This window comes from Paenibacillus wynnii (genome assembly GCF_030812855.1).
Lineage (GTDB): Bacteria > Bacillota > Bacilli > Paenibacillales > Paenibacillaceae > Paenibacillus_AQ > Paenibacillus_AQ wynnii_A.
Genome location: NZ_JAUSTK010000044.1, coordinates 1 through 18,819, shown reverse-complemented (window position 1 = coordinate 18,819; position 18,819 = coordinate 1). Strand labels below are relative to the sequence as shown.

Sequence of the window (18,819 nt, the reverse complement as noted above, 5' to 3'; positions counted from 1 at the left end):
TAGTAATAAATGCTATTCTGTTAAGGCGGTAGCAATTGACGAAAAAGAACTGTCCATGGTACGATGTTTCAAGAGCTTTAGTTTGCTACCACTTTACCATAGTAAAGTATAGATAGGATCTGTAGATCATTCGACGAGGTGAATCATGAACATGTCCAAACCGAAAGGGTTCGAGAAGCCGGCAGGTGTACGCGATTATCTTCCACATGCGGTGAAGAAGCTGCGCAAGATTGAGAATGATGTGCTGCACTGTATGAGCCGCTGGGGTTATCGCCAGATGATTACTCCGACTCTGGAGTATTACGATACGGTTGGTGTAGCTAGTTCTACATCGGATCAAAAGTTATATAAATTGCTGAATAATAGGGGCCAGGCACTGGTGCTTCGTTCCGAAATGACCGCGCCCGTGGCGCGGGTAGTCTCCTCTCTTCTTAAGGAAGAGCCGCTCCCTCTGCGTTTGTCCTATCACGCCAATGTATTCCGCGCCATAGAGGAAGAAGCTGGACGTGAAGCGGAATTTTTTCAGACAGGTGTAGAATTGGTGGGAGATGATTCACCCGAGGCGGATGCCGAAGTGGTTGCGCTGGCCATTGCTTCGCTTCAGGCGGCGGGTGTCAAATCCTTCAAGATAGCTATGGGGCATGTCGGTTTCCTAAACGGACTGTTTCAGGAAGCCGTACCGGGGCTGCCGGAAGCCCAAGAGGAGCTCAAGAATCATCTGCTCGGCCGGGATTATGTCTCTTTTCGCGAAACATTGCGGGCGCTCAACCTGCCTGAAGTTCAAAAGAATGAACTGAATGGATTGCTTAGGTTGCGGGGGGGCAAAGAAATCTGTGGTCAGGCCCTGGAACTCAGCAGACATCCGCTGGCCCGGACTTCAATAGAGCATCTATGCAAGGTGTGGGAAGTGCTGGAGTCTTACGGAGTGTCGGAGCATGTGCTAATTGACCTTACGATGATTGGTGATTTCTCCTACTATACTGGAATGACCTTTGAGGGATATGCTGCTGAGTTGGGTTTCCCGGTATGCAGTGGAGGAAGATATGATAATTTGTTGCAGCAGTTTGGGCGGCCGATCCCCTCTACAGGCTTTTCGCTGAAGACCAACCGAATCCTTGACGGAGTACCTGGAACGCCAGAGAAGGTAGAGCTTCCAATACTGATTCAGTATGATGTTCCTAGGCGTCGGGAGGGACTGCAGGAAGCATCACGCCTGCGTGAAGAAGGGCATGCTGTAGTTACCCGCTTAACCGTCGGTCCAGAGGATCTAAAGGTCGTAAAGCGCTTGGATAACGATACGCTAGAATCCGAAGGTGAACGTTTTGGAGAAATTTATACCTTCGTCACATTCATCAGTGAGCACGGCTGAGGCTGTGCCTGAACCCTAATTAGATATATGCAATGGAAACGGAGACGATTGAAATGGCGCAGATTTTGAAGGTAGCTATGCCGAAAGGCCGCATATACAATAAGGCTGCAGAGCTATTCCGCTCCGCAGGTCTTCCTATACCCCCGGACGGGGAGGCTTCCCGAAAGCTGGTGATCCAGCTGCCTGAGGTAGGCATGGAATTTATTCTGGCCAAGCCCGTGGATGTTCCCACCTATGTAGAGTATGGCGTAGCGGATATCGGCATTGTCGGTAAGGATGTCCTGCTGGAAGAGGAGCGGGATGTGTACGAATTGCTTGATCTCGGGATTGCCCGGTGCCGCATGTCAATTATCGGTTTGCCTAATTGGCAGCCCGGCATTCAGCAGCGCGTTGCAACGAAATATCCCAATGTCGCTTCCCGTTATTTCCGGGAACAGGGTCAACAGGTAGAGGTCGTTAAGCTGAACGGATCCATTGAGCTTGCTCCCTTGATTGGCCTAGCTGACCGTATTGTCGATATGGTGGAGACAGGGCAGACGCTGCGTGATAACGGACTCGTGGAAATGACAAGCATATTTGAAATCACGAGCCGGCTTGTTGCCAACCGTGTCAGTTATCGGATGAAAAATGCAGAAATACAACAGCTATGCGATCGCTTGCAGAGTGTAATTAGCGTGCCGAAGCTGTAGATTGATATAGAGACTAGGGAGGAACAGTCGTGAAAGTACAATCAAGCAGTGAATTCAAGCTCCAGCGGGAAGTGGAGTATGGGACACCGGAGCAGAATCAGACCGTTAAGGAAATTGTAGCCGCGATCAAAAAAGAAGGGGATACAGCGCTCCTCCGCTACACAGAGCGGTTTGATGGCGTAACACTGACGACCGATGCACTGAGGGTGACACCGGAGGAGCTTGAGGCAGCCTACAGTCGCGTGGAGGAATCCTTCGTTACAGCTATCCGCGCAGCAGCGGTTAACATTCGTTCGTTCCATGCGAGACAAAAACGCAACTCATGGATGGATCTTCAGCCGGACGGTACCATTCTGGGACAGATCATACGTCCACTCAAACGTGTCGGTGTATATGTTCCCGGCGGGAAGGCAGCATATCCTTCCTCTGTCTTGATGAATGTGATTCCTGCCCAGATCGCCGGTGTTCCGGAGATCGTAATGGTCACACCGCCTGCAACCGGCGGCAAAGCGGGCATTGATCCTTACATTCTCGTTGCCGCCGCAGAAGCGGGTGTGCACGAGATTTACCGCGTGGGAGGAGCACAAGCCGTTGCCGCGCTAGCTTTTGGCACTGAAAGCATCGAGCCTGTCGATAAAATCTGCGGACCGGGGAACATATACGTGGCGTTAGCCAAACGTGAAGTCTACGGTGCCGTGGACATAGACAGCATCGCCGGTCCGAGCGAAATTGTGGTGCTGGCAGATGATTCTGCCGAGCCGGGTTATATCGCAGCGGACCTGCTCTCTCAGGCGGAGCATGACGAAATGGCGTCAGCCATTCTCGTGACTCCATCGCATGAACTGGCCTATGCTGTAGCCGCGGAAGTGGAGCGGCAGCTGTCGGAATTGCCGCGGCAGAGTATCGCCCGGGCTTCCGTAGAGGCTTACGGAGCGATCATCATCGTCGAGGATATCGAAGAGGGAATTTCCGTTGTGAACCGGCTGGCGCCGGAGCATTTGGAAATTGTAACAGCTGACCCTATGGGGCTCCTCGGGAGTATCGAGAACGCAGGGGCAATATTCCTAGGTCCTTACAGCTCAGAGCCTGTGGGAGACTATTTTGCCGGACCGAACCACATTATTCCCACGAACGGAACTGCACGGTTCTCCTCGCCCGTAGATGTGGATGACTTCATTAAGAAGTCCAGCCTCATCTACTACAGCAAGGAAGCACTGCTGCGTGATGGACATAGTATTATTGAGCTGGCAAGACGTGAGGGCCTTGAAGGGCATGCCCGAGCTATTGAAATCCGATTAGAAAACGAAGCGAAAGGTGGAGATAGCAATGGAGAACAATAATGAGCAGGCAGTGCGTCAGGCGGGGCTAAGCCGTACCACGAACGAGACGGACATCAAGCTGTCTTTATCAGTAGACGGCAGCGGGGTTTCTGAGCTGGAGACGGATGTCCCTTTTTTGAATCATATGCTGGACTTATTCACGAAGCACGGTCAGTTTGATCTGAATGTACAAGCACGCGGGGATATCGAAATCGATGATCATCACACGGTAGAGGATATCGGGATTTGTCTGGGTCAAGCCCTCCGAGAGGCGTTAGGCGATAAAAAAGGGATTAAACGTTACGCTAGTGTGTTTGTACCGATGGATGAGGCTTTGGCGCAGGTAGTGATTGATATCAGCAACCGGCCGCATTTTGAGTACCGTGCCGAGTATCCTTCCCAGCAGGTGGGAAGCTTCTCGACAGAGCTGGTACATGAGTTTCTGTGGAAGTTCGCGCTTGAAGCAAGGATTACGCTGCACGTCATCGTTCACTACGGTACAAACACACATCACATGATTGAAGCCGTGTTCAAGGCCCTTGGCCGTGCACTGGATGAAGCCACTCTTATTGATCCTCGTGTGAAGGGTGTGCCTTCTACGAAGGGAGTGCTGTAACATGGCTATAGCAATCGTCGATTATGGCATGGGCAATCTGCACAGTGTCAGCAAAGCGATAGAGCGCCTGGGCTATGAGTGTCTGGTGACGGGGGATGCGGAGCAGATTCTGGCGGCTGAAAGCGTCATTCTGCCCGGTGTCGGCGCGTTTGGCGATGCTATGGAGCATCTTCGCAGTACTGGATTGGATGCTGTAGTTAAAAAAGTAGCCGCCGGGAAGCAACCTATGCTCGGAATTTGTCTGGGTATGCAGCTGCTGTTCAGCAGCGGTGAAGAATATGGAACCCATGAAGGGCTGGGGATCGTGCCGGGTTCGGTTGTCCGTTTTGAGCCTAGAGAGGGCTTCAAGGTTCCTCATATGGGCTGGAACAGACTGAACTTCATGTTGGGTGATAGTCCGCTGCTGGAGGGTCTTGAAGAGGGGCATGTGTATTTTGTCCATTCGTATCACGCGCTTGTTGAACAAGAGAGTGATTTGATTGCCGTGACCGATTACGGATACCCAGTAACAGCGATTGTTGGACGGGGCAACGTGTTCGGTATGCAATTCCACCCGGAAAAAAGCGGGGAGCTCGGGATGCAGCTGCTGGGGAATTTTTTGAAGATTAAGGCCTAGGGTTATAACATACGAAAGCGGGGAACGTTGATGTCTTCTTTTATAGTATATCCGGCAATTGATATCCGGGATGGGAAATGCGTCAGATTGAAGCAAGGGGATTACAATCAAGAAACAGTCTATAACGACAGTCCTATAAAAGTGGCAAAATCGTGGGAAGAGCAAGGCGGACAATTTATTCACCTAGTGGATCTGGACGGCGCAAAGGCCGGTCATCCGGTCAATGATGCCATTATCGGTGCAATCGCTGCGAATGCTAATGTTCCTGTTCAAGTCGGAGGCGGTCTGCGCAGCCTTGCAGATGTCGAAAAGCTGCTCGGACTCGGTGTCAGCCGTGTGATTATCGGAACCGCCGCTATCAACGATCATGAATTTACAGAGGCTGTATTAGCCAAGTATGGTGATAAGGTTGCCATCGGGATTGATGCCCGTAACGGATACGTGGCTACCCACGGTTGGTTGAACACTTCAGAGACCCGAGCAGAGGATCTTGCAAAGTATTTGGCTTCCAAAGGAGCTGAGACGTTCATCTACACAGACATTTCCCGTGACGGGATGATGCAGGGCCCGAATGTGGAGGGCATTCTCTCCATGGCAGCTACCAGCGGCAAAACGGTGATAGCTTCCGGCGGAGTGACCACTTTGGACGATCTGGTGCGCCTTAATGTACATAGTGCCAGCGGGATTGGCGGAGCTATTGTCGGTAAAGCGTTGTATACGGGAAATATCGATCTTTCCGAAGCATTGCAGGCATTGGGGTCGAAGTAACATCAGCGATAAACATTAAGAGGAGTAACTTTAGTTGGTTTTAGTTGTATTTCGTACAATTATTTACACCGAATAGCTCCCTCCAGCTCAAATAGTTGTACTTTCTGCAGTTATAAACAGGAGAACAGCTGATTTGGAGCTAGTTTCATGGATTTAGTTGTACGAAATACAGTTAAAGTACGTTTTCCTCGTTAAAATGGGCAAATAGATGTACTTTGTGCAATAAAGATTAGGGTTATAGGGATTGGCCGGGTTTGGTTAGGTTTGGTTAGGTCTGGTTAGGTCTGGTTTGGTCTGGTTAGGTTTGGTTAGGTTTGGTTAGGTTTGGTTAGGTCTGGTTAGGTCTGGTTAGGTCTGGTTAGGTCTGGTTAGGTCTGGTTAGGTTGGTTAGGTCAGATTAGCTTTACAGGTTTCTATTTCTTTCTATCTCTACCGCAGACAGCGCAAGCTTGTCGTCCCGAAGGGGCCAAAAACGTGGAACACGAGGGTCTAATGGTTTTGAATTCAGTCTCTGTAGTTTTGTAATGTTGGTCTTGCAGTCGCGCCAAACGTTCAAGCGGTCCCGTAGGGATTAGCGATCATAGCAGTTTGTAACTAAGGAGCACCTCTGCCCCGCATGCACCAATGTTCCGGGTGTCCAGAGGGCCGGGGCCCTTGGGGTTCCCCCTTGGCTAAGGGGGATTTAGGGGGATCGAAAAGGTTTTCGTCGAAAACACATGGAAAGGAGCGATTTTATGCTAGCAAAACGCATTATACCTTGTCTGGATGTGAAGGATGGACGGGTCGTCAAGGGCGTCAATTTTGTGAATCTGCGCGATGCCGGAGATCCGGTGGAGCTGGCAGCGATATATGACCGTGAAGGTGCGGATGAGCTGGTGTTTCTGGATATATCAGCTTCCGTAGAAGGACGGGCGACAATGGTCGAAGTGGTACGGCAGACTGCAGGTGAGATCGCCATTCCTTTTACGGTTGGCGGAGGAATATCTACACCTGAGGATATGAAGAGAATTTTACGTGCGGGTGCGGATAAAATCGGAATTAATACAGCGGCTGTAAACAATCCGCAGCTCATTCTGGAAGGCGCGCGCCGTTTCGGCTCACAATGTATTGTCGTAGCGGTAGATGCCAAATATAATGAGAGTTGGGGCGAGTGGGAAGTGTACACTCACGGAGGACGTAAACCGTCCGGCATACGAGCCTTAACTTGGGTCAAAGAGGCCGAAAAATTAGGTGCAGGCGAGATTCTGCTGACCAGTATGGATGCTGACGGTACAAAGGACGGCTTCGATCTGAAGCTGACATCGGCTGTATGTGATCTGCTCGGTATACCGGTTATAGCGTCCGGGGGAGCCGGGCAGAAGGATCATTTTTACGATGTATTCACGAAGGGTAAAGCGGATGCCGGATTAGCGGCTACGATTTTTCACTATAAAGAAATTGCTATACATGATCTAAAAGCAGATTTGAAGCAAAAAGGGGTGGAGATCCGATGAGTCAAGAGAGAGGGAATACAGCCCTGAGCCGGGAAGAGATTCTGGGAGGAATACGTTGGAACGAAGCAGGCCTGGTGCCTGTAATTGTTCAGGATGACAGTAGTCTTGAAGTACTGATGCTCGCTTATATGAATGCTGAATCCCTTCAGTTATCACTGGAGAGCGGACAAACATGGTTTTGGAGCCGGTCGAGAAGTGAACTGTGGCATAAAGGCGGGACTTCAGGAAACACACAGGCCATTACTTCGGTATATTATGATTGTGACAGCGATACGCTGCTGGTTAAGGTTAAGCCCGAAGGGCCTGCATGCCATACGGGAGAGACCTCATGCTTCTATCGTGAGATTTACTTAAGCGGTGAACAGACTTCGGCAAAATCACCGAACAAATCGGACAGCGAACGCTTTGCGGTACTGGGTGAGTTGGAGCGGGTTATTGCAGAGCGTGAAATAGAACGTCCAGAAGGTGCTTATACTACTTATTTATTTGATAAAGGTGTCGATAAGATTCTGAAAAAGGTCGGCGAAGAAGCCTCCGAGACGATTATTGCCGCCAAAAATAAAGACAATGCTGAGCTGCGCCTGGAAATCAGCGATCTCCTGTATCACTTACTGGTGCTTCTGCAAGAAAGAAAGCTTCCGCTGGACGACATTATGACAGAGCTTAGCGCCCGCCACGAGCGGCCGCGCCGCGACTAGAGCAGAACGGAGGGGGCCTCTTTCATGCATATCGATTATCATACACATCATGAGCGCTGCGGCCATGCCATAGGCAAGCTGGAAGAGTATGTGCAGCGCGGCATTGAGCTGGGTTTGGAGCAGCTGGGGCTGTCCGACCATCTTCCCTTAATTCATGTGGACCCGGCCCAGTATTATCCGGAGATGGCTATGCCGCTTGCGGAGCTTCCCCGGTATGTGGAGGAATGTTTCGCGCTGAAAGAGCGATATCGGGGGGTAATTGACCTACGGGTGGGGCTTGAGGCCGATTATATTGAAGCCTATGAAGAGGTGATCCGTGACCTGTTAGCCCCCTATCCATGGGATTATCTCATAGGATCGGTTCATTTTTTGGGAGAATGGGATATTACGGATTACCGGCAGGTTCAGGGCTGGGAAGGTAAGGATGTGCTGGAGGTATATCGACGTTACTATGATGCTGTAAGTAAATCTGCAACGTCCGGATTATATGATATTATAGGACATATAGACGTTATCAAACGCTTTGGATATGTTCCGGTCACTGAAGAAGCTCAGGCTGAGGTTAGAGAGCTTGAGCTTGGCGCTTTGAAAGCGATAGCAAGCAGCGGAATCGCTATGGAGCTGAATGCTTCGGGATTGACGAAACCCTGCAAGGAGATGTTCCCTGCAACACATGTGTTGAAGCAGGCCTTGGAGCTAGGCATACCGCTTACCCTTGGATCAGATGCACATGACCCAGCTAAGCTGGGTGAGGGACTGCCGGAAGCCCGCAGGCAGCTGTGGGAGACGGGGTTCCGAGAGTTGTCAGTCTTTGAAGACCGACGCCGTACCTCTGTTTCGTTTGAGCTATAAAATAAAACTATAGGAGGGCATTATAGTGCATCATCAACTGCGTATTTTTTCCGGTTCGTCGAATCCAAAGCTAGCCGCAGATATTGCGACGCGGCTGGGTGTGGAATTGGGGCAGATTAAGCTAACCCGGTTCATGAGCGGCGAGATTTATGTGCATTACGAAGAGAGCATCCGGAACTGTGACGTATTTTTGGTGCAATCCCTCTCCCATCCCATCAATGAGATGTTCGTAGAGCTGTTGGTCATGATTGATGCGGCAAAAAGAGCATCGGCAAGAACGGTCAACATTATTGTACCTTATTATGGATATGCCAGACAGGAACGTAAATCTGCACCGCGGGAGCCTATCTCCGCCAAAATGGTTGCCGATGTATTAACCACAGCCGGGGCTACCCGGGTCATTACAATCGATTTGCATGCTGCTGCTATTCAAGGATTCTTCAATATTCCAGTTGATCATATGACTGCATTGGATTTGATTAGCGGTCACCTGAAGCTAAAAGGTCTCACCGATCTGGTCGTCGTTTCCCCGGATGCAGGTCGTGCCTCTATGGCAGAGAAGCTGGCTAACAGGCTGAATTCGCCGTTTGCAATAATGATCAAGACACGACCTGCTCATAATGAATCGGTGATTACGCATGTTATCGGAGATGTTGAAGGAAGAACCCCAATTATTATTGAGGATCTGATCGATACCGGTACAACCATCGTAAACGTTGTAGAGAGCTTAAAGGAAAGAGGAGCCAAGAACAGTATTGTCTGCGCAACACATGGACTGTTCTCAGGACCTGCCTTGGAGCGTTTGGAGCATCCGGCAATTGATGAAGTGGTCATTACAGACTCCATCCTGCTGCCGGAGGATCATTCGAGCCGCTTTACCGTATTATCCGTTGCACCGATGCTGGCGCAAGCTACACGTATCATTATTGAAGGCGGTTCTATAGACAAGCTGTTCAGAGACGCGGGAATTTAATATTCCCCGTCTTTTTTTTTATTTCATGGACATTTCTCTGAATTTGGTTAGTATAGGGGACCCTCGGATTGGAGAATCCTGCCCACACTTGTGGTATACTGGGTGAATACAGCCGCAGCCAAAAATGGAAGCGGTGCAGCGTAAAAGTTTGGAGAACCGGCAGCCGAAAGGCACCGACCTCCTATTTTTCGTGAGGAGGAAGCTTACAAGGAGGTGCCTTGCTTCCATGATTGAGAGATCTTCAGAGAATGATGTGGGCAACGGCAATGTTATTCCCATCACCCTGAATGCCAATTTTTTCTTTGAAAGAGCCGTCCGGTCACTGGATCGCTTTCAATATGATAAGGCATTAAAAAATTTTCGCAAAGCTGCAGAGTATGAGCCGGACAATCCGGTTAATCATTGTAATGTGGCGGGTATATTCTCAGAGATGGGTAATTATGAGGCTTCGAACGAAATTTTGACCCATGTGCTTGAGAATATTGATTCGTCTTTAACAGAATGTCACTTCTATATGGCAAATAATTACGCTAATATGGATAACTTCGAGGAAGCTGAGCGTTCTTTGGTGAAGTACCTTGAAGAGGATCTTAACGGCGATTTCCTTATGGAATCGGAGGAGCTGATGGAGCTCCTGAACTATGAGCTCGATCGACCGGCCCCTCTGCACCGGATCAGAAGCCGTGAAGGTGTAGTGGAGCATGACCGTGCCCGTGCGCTTCTTGAGGAAGGCAAGTTCACGGAAGCCGTGAAGCTGCTGAAGGAAATCGTGAATAATACGCCTGATTTCTTGGCGGCGCATAACAACCTGGCGCTGGCGTATTTCTATATGGGACGGTTCGCCAAAGCTAAGGAGTCAATCGAGCGGGTATTGGACCTTGCTCCGGGTGATCTGCATGCGCTTTGCAATTTGGCCATCTTCCTGCAATACGAAGGGGATAACGAATCGCTGGAAAGACTGCTGCGAATGCTCGAAGCGACGATTCCCTTCCACCAAGAGCATGTATTTAAGCTGGCGACTACAATGGGGATTCTGGGCCGTCATCGAATTGCTTACGGTCATTTTCGCCGACTGCTGAAGGATGAAGAGGTCGGCGGCGATGCCGGTCTCTATCATTACTGTGCGGCAGCTGCCAGCAACAGCGGTCTATATACTGAAGCCGAGCGCTGCTGGCGGCAGGTTGGCAAGCTGGACCCGGAATCGGTGGTGCCTCGGTTCTATCTGGCACAGCTGGAGCAAGCGCTGAAAGACAACCAGCCGATTCCCCCGGTGAGCTATAACTATCAGCTCCCCTTTCAAGAGCAGTTGAAGCTTTGGAAAGATAACAAAGGCAGCTTCGCTGAAGAAGTTCGGATCAATCCTCTGATTCGTTCCTCCTTCTTCTGGGCACTCCGCTACGGAGATTCCAATACGAAGCTGCAGGTTACACAGGCATTGCGATGGATTGAGGACGAAGAGATGTCCGAGGTCTTAAGAGCAATTATTGAAGAGCAACCTGTCCAGGAAGATAAACTTCAAGAAGCAGCCCTGTTTAGCCTGCAGAGACTTACGGGTAAGAATACGGAGACAGAACCTCTATTGGGAGAGGAGTTAATTTCTCCTCAACGCCATAAAATGCAACCCGAATGGAAAGAGGATTGGCAGCGAATCATTGATCAGACCGTCGGTATGATGGATCGAAGATACGATTCAGCCCAGAAGATAGCTGTAGAATTACTATGGAAGCAATTTGTGGGCAATCTATATCCGGATGTTCCTTTTTTCCGCCATACCGATGGTTGGTGTGCTGCCTTGGAGTATTTAACTGCAAAGCTGCATAATCGACCGGTAACCTACCGCGAAGTGGCGCAGCGTTATGGAGTATCACCTTCCATGGTAAGCCGCTATGTGCGGCGTATTGAGGATGAGTGCGACATCAAAGCAAGTATGACCGACAGTTTTCCGCCTTTTACTGAAAATATATAAAACCCATGTGAGGAGGCCACTGCTATGTACAAAACAATTGTAATCGGAACAGGTCCAGCCGGGCTGACCGCAGCCATTTATTTGGCCCGTGCCAACTTGAGTCCGCTGGTGATTGAAGGTTTGCAGCCAGGAGGACAACTGACAACCACGACTGAAGTGGAGAACTTTCCAGGCTTTCCTGACGGGATTCTAGGTCCTGATCTCATGGATAACATGCGCAAGCAGGCGGAACGATTTGGTGCCGAGTTCAAGAATGGCTGGGTGGACTCTGTGGATTTCTCTGGGCGGCCGTTTAAAGTAACTGTAGATGGATTAGGAGTATTAGAGGCAGAGTCTGTTATTATCTCGACAGGCGCTTCCGCTAGATACCTCGGAATTCCAGGAGAACAAGAGAATGTGGGTCGCGGGGTCAGCACCTGTGCTACCTGTGACGGTTTTTTCTTCCGCAATAAAAAGATTATCGTAGTGGGCGGAGGAGACTCTGCAATGGAAGAAGCCAGTTTCCTTACCCGGTTTGCTTCCAGTGTAACCTTGGTACACCGCCGTCCGGAACTGCGTGCATCCAAGATTATGCAGGACCGTGCGCGGGATAACAGCAAAGTGGTTTGGGCGCTTAACCGTACCCCGCTTGAGGTTTCAGTAGGGGATACCGGCGTGAAGGGTCTTAAAGTACGCAACAATGACACAGGCATCGAAGAGCTTGTTGAAGCGGACGGTGTCTTTGTCGCGATTGGTCATACGCCGAACACGTCTTTCCTGGGCGGACAGCTTACAACAGATGCCAACGGTTATCTTGTAGTAAACCCTGGTACAACAGAGACCAATATTCCTGGCGTATTTGCTTGCGGAGATGTGCAGGATACCCGTTACCGTCAGGCCATATCTGCAGCGGGAACAGGTTGTATGGCAGCTATGGATGCCGAGAAATATCTTGAAGGCACGATGGTACACGACTGGAGCGAATCACTCGATAAATAACAAGCTGCATTCTATATGAATTGAACAAAGACTGTCTCCTAAGCCATTAAGGCGAAGGGGCAGTCTTTTTTGTTAAATTTTTAAGTATGTGACTAGAATCACAATCCCCCTATTTTGCCTATGCTAATCTGAGATTGAGAATAGTTCTCATGTTGAAGGGGAGAGGCGTATGGGAAAAGTGCTGAAGCTGGAAGAATCCATATTTGAACTGGTAAGTAGGCATCCAGAAGCCATCGACATTATGGTAGAGCTAGGATTCCGAGATATCGCCAAACCGGGTATGCTGCAGACTGCAGGCCGCTTCATGACCTTGTCTAAAGGCATCAAGCTTAAAAAAATGAACATAGACACCGTTAAGCTAACGTTTCAGAGTTACGGCTTTGAAGTTGTTGAATAGATGATCTGATATATAAAAAAGGAGAGACATAAAATGAGCGAACTGATTAACAACCGTGAAGTAGATGTACCGGAACAAACCCGCCGACAAGCTATGCTCAGAGAGATCATTAAGGAGCTGCATGCAGGCAAAAGTGTGGATGAAGTGAAAGCCCGTTTTGCAGAAGCAGTGGGGGATGTAACGGTGGCAGAAATTTCTGCTATGGAGCATTCTCTAATGACAGAGGAGGGCATCCCTGTCTCTGAGGTACAGCGTTTATGCTCGGTGCATACAGCAATTTTTAAAGGCTCGATTGAGGAGATTCACCGCTCGTCCAAGCCGGAGGAGCAGCCAGGTCACCCGGTACACACCTTCAAGCTGGAGAACCGTGAGATCGAACGGCTCGTGAATTTCCGTCTGGCGCTGCATGCCGATAAGTTCCAGAAGAACGACAGCGAAGAAATCATTTTCAAGCTGTTAGAAGACTTGAGTCTGCTGCTGGATCTCGATAAACATTACAGCCGTAAAGAAAATTTGGTATTTCCTTACCTCGAAAAGTACGGCATCTATGGACCGACCAAGGTCATGTGGGGTGTGGATGACGGTATCCGGAATATGATTAAGTCCGCCAAGACGACGCTTAGTGATTATCAAGGTAACAAAACAGAGATTGGTGAAGCCCTGGCTCTTATTATTACTGAGGTTAATGAGATGATCTTCAAGGAAGAAAATATTCTTCTACCCATGGCGCTGGATAAGTTGACTGAGGATGAATGGGTTAAAATAGCACGGGAGAGCGATGAGATAGGGTTCTGCTTGACAGCACCTGACCAGGAGTGGATTCCAGAGCGTGCGGGTGAGCCGGAAGGCGCCGTAGAAACCAAGGAGACGGAAGAAGAAGAGGGAACAGCCCCACAAGGCTTTATCCGCTTTGAGACAGGCCTCTTGTCCCTCCATCAGTTGGAGACTGTCCTGAATCATTTGCCCGTTGACCTCACGTTTATTGATGAGAATGATGTGGTGCGTTATTTTTCCCATGGTAAAGAGCGTATTTTTGCCCGTACAAAAGCGGTTATTGGCCGTACCGTTCAGAACTGTCACCCGCCGCAAAGCGTGCATGTCGTAGAAAAGCTGCTGGAAGATTTCAAGGCAGGCCGCAAGGATGCTGAGGATTTCTGGATCGCTATCAAGGATAAATTCATCTATATTCGTTACTTTGCAGTTCGTGATGCGGAAGGACGTTACATGGGCACCTTGGAGTTTACGCAAAATATTGCCCCAATCCGCGCGCTAGAGGGACAAAAACGTATTTTGTCGGAATAGACAGATTTATAGACTTGTATGGACTTCCTTGCCTGTCGGGCAGGGGAGTTTTTTCTGTGCGGACCTGAGCTTGTTTCTACTTCCAAAAACTTATTAAATAATGCTTGTCCGGGTGTGTCGCCTTTCCTTGACCGCAGGGTGGGCTTCTATTATAGTGGGAACGTAGGATTAACTATTTTAGCATAGAAAAAGGTGGCTTATTACATGTCTGAAAATATCTACGTTGGCGTGGATTTGGGTGGAACCGCAATCAAGGTTGGAATCTGCAATGCCGAAGGGAACCTGCTGCATACGTATGAAGGGCCCACAGGAACAGCGGACGGCGTCGATACCGTTATCGATAACATCGAAAAGTATGTACGTCAAATTGTGGAGGACTCTCCTTATTCATGGGACCAGCTTGCTGGCGTGGGAGCGGGAGTGGCCGGCTTTACGAATATCCGTGAAGGAATCATCATACTTGCGCCTAACATAGGTTTTAGAGATGTGCCGATCCGTTCCATTTTGGAGGAACGACTGAATAAGCCAGTCAAAATAGACAACGACGCGAATGTGGCTGCACTGGGTGAAGCATGGAGCGGTGCGGGACAGGGCATAGATAATTGTGTCTGCTATACACTGGGAACAGGGGTTGGCGGCGGTATTATTATCAACGGTAAAATCTATCAAGGCTTCGCCGGTCTAGCTGGTGAACTGGGTCATATCTCTGTAGTGCCAGATCTGGAAGCGATTCAATGTGGATGTGGAAATATGGGCTGTTTGGAAACCGTTTCCTCAGCTACGGGTATTATTCGTATGGCTAATGATGCAGTGGCGCGCGGCGACCGGACCTCTCTTTCTCTAGTAGAAAAGATTGCAGCAAAGGAAGTTTTTGATGCGGCAAAAGCGGGCGACGAGGTAGCTATCCGTATTGTTAACCGGTCGGCTTTTTACTTGGGTAAATCCATGGCGGCAGTGGCTGCAGTGCTTAATCCTGAAGTATTCATCGTAGGTGGCGGTGTATCCAAAGCAGGCGATATTCTGTTCGATGAGGTTCGTCGTGTGTTCGCTAAATTGGCACCGGCTCCTCTTCAAACGGGAGTAACTATCATTCCGGCGAAGCTAGGTAATGATGCAGGTATTGTAGGCGCTGCCGGCTTGCTGCTTCGTTCATAGAACAACGAAATTATATATTCATATACTAACTCTGGGGAGGGGACGCTTTTATGACCGAGTTGGAGACTGTACAGCCCGGTGGGGCAACCCTGATCATTATTACGGGAATGTCTGGAGCAGGAAAAACGATTGCAGTACAAAGCCTGGAGGATCTTGGTTTTTTCTGCGTCGATAATTTGCCTCCGGTGCTTATCCCTAAGTTCGCAGAACTCATCGAACAGTCCAAAGGAAAAATCGCTAAGGTAGCCCTTGTGATTGATCTACGCGGACGGGAATTCTTTACCGCCCTATCGGAATCGCTTACCTATATTAAGGATGAGTCAACGATAGGCTGCGAAATTTTGTTTTTGGATGCTACTGACTCTGTACTTGTACAACGTTATAAAGAGAGCCGTCGGCATCATCCGCTCGCGCCCAAGGGCATGCCGCTTGACGGAATCCGGCTGGAGCGCAAGATGCTGGAGGAGCTGAAGAACTCGGCTACCCAAGTCATGGATACCAGCAGCATGAAGCCAGTACAGCTTAAGGAGAAGATTGTATCCCGCTTTTCCCATTTAGGTAAAAGTACACTCTCCGTTAATATTACTTCGTTTGGATTCAAGTATGGGATACCCATTGATGCAGATCTTGTATTCGATGTCCGCTTTTTACCTAACCCGCATTATGTGGATCACCTGCGGCCAAAGACGGGACAAGAAAATGATGTCTATGAATATGTGATGAAATGGCCCGAAACGCAGGTGTTCCTGACTAAATTGCTCGATATGCTTCATTTTTTGATCCCACAGTATCGCAAAGAAGGCAAGTCCCAGATTATTATCGGTATTGGCTGTACAGGGGGGAAACACCGCTCTGTGGCCATTTCTGAATATTTAGGCAAAATGCTAGGAGTCAGCGAGACAGAATCGGTAACGGTTAGTCATCGGGATGCCGAACGCGATCGGCACTAACGAGAGAAGGGATTACAGTGGCTGAAGAACAAAGAGAGCGGCCGCGTATCGTTGTTATGGGCGGGGGTACTGGATTGTCTGTAATGCTTCGCGGATTGAAGGAAAAGCCGCTGGATATTACAGCCATCGTGACGGTAGCTGATGACGGGGGCAGCTCCGGCATCTTGAGGAGCGAGCTGCAAATGCCGCCTCCTGGCGATATCCGCAACGTGTTGACCGCAATGGCTGACGTAGAGCCGTTGATGGCTGACATTATGAGGTACCGCTTCAGTAGCGGTGAAGGTCTTGCCGGGCACAGCCTCGGCAACCTGATTCTTGCAGCGCTAACCGATATATCGGGTGATTTCGTCACAGCTGTCCGGGAGCTTAGCCGATTGTTCGCTGTTCGCGGACGGGTTTTGCCCGCTGCGGCCGAAGCTGTAGTGCTTCACGCGGAAATGTCCGATGGCTCGCTTATAACAGGGGAGTCTAAGATTCCTGAAGCTGGCGGCATCATCAAGCGTGTGTTTCTGGAACCGGCCGATATAGAACCGCTACCGGAGGCTCTGGAAGCCATCCAGAATGCAGATGCAATACTGATTGGTCCGGGCAGTCTGTATACCAGCATCCTGCCCAATTTACTTGTGCCGAAGCTGGCAGAAGCGGTTGTATCCTCTGAGGCAATCAAAATTTTTGTCTGTAATGTTATGACTCAGCCCGGCGAAACAGATAATTATACGGTCAGCGATCATCTGCAAGCAGTGTATGACCATATCGGACTGCATCTGTTCGATTATGTGATTGTCAATGACGGAGAGATTCCGCCGCAGGTGCAGAGTAAATACGCGGAGAAGGGTGCCCGTCCGGTACGCCTTGACCGGGAAGCACTAGCGGGTACCGGATATAAGGTCATTGCGGATAAATTGGTACTGTTTAAGACATACTTGCGGCATGATACCGACAAACTAAGCAATCATATTTTTCAGCTTGTAACCGATTGGATATCTAGATAACCCTGACAAATCTACAGGATTTAGAAAGAGGTGAGACCCTTGTCTTTTGCGGCACTGACAAAAAAAGAGCTGACGATGGTCGAGAGCCAGCCCTGCTGTGAGAAAGCGGAAATGTCGGCACTCATTCGGATGAACGGATCGGTGCAGCTTTCAAGCAAAAAGGTAGTTCTGGACATTTCGACAGAGAATGCCGCGATTGCAAGGCGGGTTTATTCCTTGCTTAAGAAATATTACCAGGTCCATATTGAACTTCTCGTGCGTAAAAAAATGCGTTTGAAGAAAAATAACGTTTATATCGTTCGGATTCCTTCCCGTGTGCAGGAAATTCTGAACGACCTCAGAATAGTTTCTGAGGGCTTTATTTTTACAGACGGCATTGACGAGGCAATCGTAGGCAAAAACTGCTGTAAACGTGCTTATCTGCGCGGTGCTTTTATGGCGGGCGGGTCCGTGAACAACCCGGAGGGTTCTTCTTACCATCTGGAGATTTCCTCCATGTATGAAGAGCACTGCAAGGCGCTGGTGGACCTAGCTGGTGAATTCCACCTCAACGCCCGCTGTATTGAACGCAAGAAAGGCTTCATACTCTATATTAAAGAAGGCGAGAAAATCATCGAATTCTTGAGTCTGATCGGGGCGCATCAGGCACTTTTCAAATTCGAGGATGTGCGGATTATGCGTGACATGCGCAACTCCGTGAATCGCATCGTTAATTGTGAGACGGCTAATCTGAACAAAACCATCAGTGCTGCTGTGCGGCAGATTGAGAATATCAAACTGCTGCAGAGAGAAGTTGGGCTGGAAAGCTTGCCGGATAAGTTGCGGGAAGTAGCTGAAGTTAGACTGGCCCACCCTGATATCAACCTCAAGGAAGTCGGGGAGATGCTGAAAGGGACGGTTAGCAAGTCAGGCGTAAACCATAGACTTCGGAAAATTGATGAGCTGGCGGACAAGGTTCGGGGCAGCTAATATTTTTTTTCTAGTGTGGATTACGTTATAATGATATAATATTATAAAATTTAATGTGAAAATTTTGGGAAGATCTCAAATAGGGGGTAAGCGTTTCATGACAAAGCACCCGGTAGTTGTACGGTTGAAGACGGGGCTCCATGCTCGGCCTGCAGCATTATTCGTGCAGGAAGCAAATAAGTTTTCGTCTGAGATTTTCGTGGAAAAAGACGATAAAAAAGTAAACGCAAAAAGCATCATGGGGATTATGAGTCTTGCGATCAGCTCGGGCACGGAGATTTACATCAGTGCGGATGGCGCCGACGCGGAGCAAGCTGTAACGGCATTGACGAGTCTCGTCAGCAAAGAAGAGCTGGAGAACCAATAATTTGTAAGGCCTTACTTGTGATTGACTAAAAGCCCTTTATGGGCTTTTTTTAATACCTGAAAATCGGAGGTGATTATGGGTATATCTGTATATTTATCAAAGCCCTGCATGGAATTAAGAACTTCCTATTTAGACTTTTATCAAGAATGGATACATAGTGGAGAAGATATTGTTCCATGGGTTGTTGAAAAGGAACCCACTGATTTTGCTGGGATGCTGCAGTTTTTAACAAACTGCCCGGAATTCCTCTTCCTCAACCAAAGGTAGGTGGGGGATGGATAGGGCGGTCTTAATTTTTTCTTGCTTCAGAGCAACAAAGTCGTGCCTATTGAAATTTTTGCAGGAAATTT

Annotated in this window: 20 protein-coding genes; all 20 read left to right on the top strand. The window is 49.1% G+C overall.

The window, feature by feature from the left end; all coding sequences use genetic code 11:
• Positions 1-151: 151 nt before the first annotated feature.
• The 20 genes from J2T20_RS24460 to J2T20_RS24365 all read left to right on the top strand — a co-directional run bounded on the left by J2T20_RS24460 (position 152) and on the right by J2T20_RS24365 (position 18,736).
• The gene (locus J2T20_RS24460; RefSeq protein ID WP_307592442.1) at positions 152-1,369 is read left to right on the top strand and encodes an ATP phosphoribosyltransferase regulatory subunit; all 1,218 of its coding nucleotides are present in this window, start codon (positions 152-154) and stop codon (positions 1,367-1,369) included.
• Positions 1,370-1,422: 53 nt separating this feature from the next.
• A complete protein-coding gene (hisG, locus tag J2T20_RS24455; protein WP_307592440.1) occupies positions 1,423-2,058 on the top strand; it encodes an ATP phosphoribosyltransferase in 636 nt (211 codons plus the stop codon).
• Positions 2,059-2,087: 29 nt separating this feature from the next.
• The gene (hisD, locus tag J2T20_RS24450; RefSeq protein WP_307592439.1) at positions 2,088-3,398 is read left to right on the top strand and encodes a histidinol dehydrogenase; all 1,311 of its coding nucleotides are present in this window, start codon (positions 2,088-2,090) and stop codon (positions 3,396-3,398) included.
• Positions 3,385-3,993, top strand: coding sequence for an imidazoleglycerol-phosphate dehydratase HisB (gene hisB / locus J2T20_RS24445; RefSeq protein WP_307592438.1), 609 nt, complete (start codon positions 3,385-3,387; stop codon positions 3,991-3,993). The genes hisD and hisB overlap by 14 nt, the downstream gene beginning before the upstream one ends.
• A 1-nt stretch (position 3,994) precedes the next feature.
• Positions 3,995-4,609, top strand: coding sequence for an imidazole glycerol phosphate synthase subunit HisH (hisH, locus tag J2T20_RS24440; protein ID WP_307592436.1), 615 nt, complete (start codon positions 3,995-3,997; stop codon positions 4,607-4,609).
• 30 nt (positions 4,610-4,639) lie between these two features.
• Positions 4,640-5,377 (top strand): 1-(5-phosphoribosyl)-5-[(5-phosphoribosylamino)methylideneamino]imidazole-4-carboxamide isomerase, encoded by a 738-nt coding sequence (gene hisA / locus J2T20_RS24435; RefSeq protein WP_307592434.1) that lies wholly within the window; start codon positions 4,640-4,642, stop codon positions 5,375-5,377.
• Positions 5,378-6,111: 734 nt separating this feature from the next.
• Positions 6,112-6,870 carry an imidazole glycerol phosphate synthase subunit HisF gene (hisF, locus tag J2T20_RS24430; RefSeq protein WP_307592432.1) on the top strand — a complete coding sequence of 253 codons (759 nt, stop codon included), beginning with the start codon at positions 6,112-6,114 and terminating at the stop codon, positions 6,868-6,870.
• Positions 6,867-7,568, top strand: coding sequence for a bifunctional phosphoribosyl-AMP cyclohydrolase/phosphoribosyl-ATP diphosphatase HisIE (hisIE, locus tag J2T20_RS24425; protein WP_307592430.1), 702 nt, complete (start codon positions 6,867-6,869; stop codon positions 7,566-7,568). The genes hisF and hisIE overlap by 4 nt, the downstream gene beginning before the upstream one ends.
• Positions 7,569-7,592: 24 nt before the next feature.
• Positions 7,593-8,420 (top strand): histidinol-phosphatase HisJ, encoded by an 828-nt coding sequence (gene hisJ / locus J2T20_RS24420; RefSeq protein ID WP_307592428.1) that lies wholly within the window; start codon positions 7,593-7,595, stop codon positions 8,418-8,420.
• A gap of 25 nt (positions 8,421-8,445) precedes the next feature.
• Positions 8,446-9,393, top strand: coding sequence for a ribose-phosphate diphosphokinase (locus J2T20_RS24415; protein WP_307592426.1), 948 nt, complete (start codon positions 8,446-8,448; stop codon positions 9,391-9,393).
• Positions 9,394-9,619: 226 nt separating this feature from the next.
• On the top strand, positions 9,620-11,359 hold the full coding sequence (locus tag J2T20_RS24410) for a tetratricopeptide repeat protein (protein ID WP_307592425.1): 1,740 nt from the start codon (positions 9,620-9,622) through the stop codon (positions 11,357-11,359).
• A 24-nt stretch (positions 11,360-11,383) separates the two neighbouring features.
• The gene (gene trxB / locus J2T20_RS24405) at positions 11,384-12,337 is read left to right on the top strand and encodes a thioredoxin-disulfide reductase (protein WP_307592423.1); all 954 of its coding nucleotides are present in this window, start codon (positions 11,384-11,386) and stop codon (positions 12,335-12,337) included.
• Positions 12,338-12,506: 169 nt separating this feature from the next.
• Positions 12,507-12,734, top strand: coding sequence for a DUF1858 domain-containing protein (locus tag J2T20_RS24400; protein ID WP_307592421.1), 228 nt, complete (start codon positions 12,507-12,509; stop codon positions 12,732-12,734).
• Between the two features lie 33 nt (positions 12,735-12,767).
• Positions 12,768-14,036: a DUF438 domain-containing protein gene (locus J2T20_RS24395; protein WP_307592418.1), complete on the top strand. Its 1,269-nt coding sequence runs from the start codon at positions 12,768-12,770 to the stop codon at positions 14,034-14,036.
• A 204-nt stretch (positions 14,037-14,240) separates the two neighbouring features.
• Positions 14,241-15,191, top strand: a complete 951-nt coding sequence (locus J2T20_RS24390; protein WP_307592416.1) for an ROK family glucokinase — start codon at positions 14,241-14,243, stop codon at positions 15,189-15,191.
• Between the two features lie 50 nt (positions 15,192-15,241).
• Positions 15,242-16,141, top strand: coding sequence for an RNase adapter RapZ (rapZ, locus tag J2T20_RS24385; RefSeq protein WP_307592414.1), 900 nt, complete (start codon positions 15,242-15,244; stop codon positions 16,139-16,141).
• A gap of 56 nt (positions 16,142-16,197) precedes the next feature.
• On the top strand, positions 16,198-17,133 hold the full coding sequence (locus J2T20_RS24380) for a gluconeogenesis factor YvcK family protein (RefSeq protein WP_307592465.1): 936 nt from the start codon (positions 16,198-16,200) through the stop codon (positions 17,131-17,133).
• Between the two features lie 39 nt (positions 17,134-17,172).
• Positions 17,173-18,102, top strand: a complete 930-nt coding sequence (whiA, locus tag J2T20_RS24375; RefSeq protein ID WP_307592412.1) for a DNA-binding protein WhiA — start codon at positions 17,173-17,175, stop codon at positions 18,100-18,102.
• A 97-nt stretch (positions 18,103-18,199) separates the two neighbouring features.
• Positions 18,200-18,469, top strand: a complete 270-nt coding sequence (locus J2T20_RS24370) for an HPr family phosphocarrier protein (protein ID WP_036651317.1) — start codon at positions 18,200-18,202, stop codon at positions 18,467-18,469.
• Positions 18,470-18,544: 75 nt separating this feature from the next.
• Complete coding sequence (locus J2T20_RS24365) at positions 18,545-18,736, top strand: hypothetical protein (protein WP_307592409.1); 192 nt, start codon at positions 18,545-18,547, stop codon at positions 18,734-18,736.
• Positions 18,737-18,819 lie beyond the last annotated feature (83 nt).

Bases quoted from the DNA above. Each gene is read 5' to 3' on its own strand.
- hisA (WP_307592434.1), top strand. From the start codon at position 4,640: ATGTCTTCTTTTATAGTATATCCGGCAATTGATATCCGGGATGGGAAA.
- hisG (WP_307592440.1), top strand. From the start codon at position 1,423: ATGGCGCAGATTTTGAAGGTAGCTATGCCGAAAGGCCGCATATACAAT.
- J2T20_RS24380 (WP_307592465.1), top strand. From the start codon at position 16,198: ATGGGCGGGGGTACTGGATTGTCTGTAATGCTTCGCGGATTGAAGGAA.
- J2T20_RS24395 (WP_307592418.1), top strand. From the start codon at position 12,768: ATGAGCGAACTGATTAACAACCGTGAAGTAGATGTACCGGAACAAACC.
- hisF (WP_307592432.1), top strand. From the start codon at position 6,112: ATGCTAGCAAAACGCATTATACCTTGTCTGGATGTGAAGGATGGACGG.
- trxB (WP_307592423.1), top strand. From the start codon at position 11,384: ATGTACAAAACAATTGTAATCGGAACAGGTCCAGCCGGGCTGACCGCA.
- J2T20_RS24410 (WP_307592425.1), top strand. From the start codon at position 9,620: ATGATTGAGAGATCTTCAGAGAATGATGTGGGCAACGGCAATGTTATT.
- J2T20_RS24390 (WP_307592416.1), top strand. From the start codon at position 14,241: ATGTCTGAAAATATCTACGTTGGCGTGGATTTGGGTGGAACCGCAATC.
- rapZ (WP_307592414.1), top strand. From the start codon at position 15,242: ATGACCGAGTTGGAGACTGTACAGCCCGGTGGGGCAACCCTGATCATT.
- hisIE (WP_307592430.1), top strand. From the start codon at position 6,867: ATGAGTCAAGAGAGAGGGAATACAGCCCTGAGCCGGGAAGAGATTCTG.
- J2T20_RS24370 (WP_036651317.1), top strand. From the start codon at position 18,200: ATGACAAAGCACCCGGTAGTTGTACGGTTGAAGACGGGGCTCCATGCT.
- hisJ (WP_307592428.1), top strand. From the start codon at position 7,593: ATGCATATCGATTATCATACACATCATGAGCGCTGCGGCCATGCCATA.
- hisH (WP_307592436.1), top strand. From the start codon at position 3,995: ATGGCTATAGCAATCGTCGATTATGGCATGGGCAATCTGCACAGTGTC.
- J2T20_RS24460 (WP_307592442.1), top strand. From the start codon at position 152: ATGTCCAAACCGAAAGGGTTCGAGAAGCCGGCAGGTGTACGCGATTAT.
- J2T20_RS24400 (WP_307592421.1), top strand. From the start codon at position 12,507: ATGGGAAAAGTGCTGAAGCTGGAAGAATCCATATTTGAACTGGTAAGT.
- J2T20_RS24365 (WP_307592409.1), top strand. From the start codon at position 18,545: ATGGGTATATCTGTATATTTATCAAAGCCCTGCATGGAATTAAGAACT.
- hisB (WP_307592438.1), top strand. From the start codon at position 3,385: ATGGAGAACAATAATGAGCAGGCAGTGCGTCAGGCGGGGCTAAGCCGT.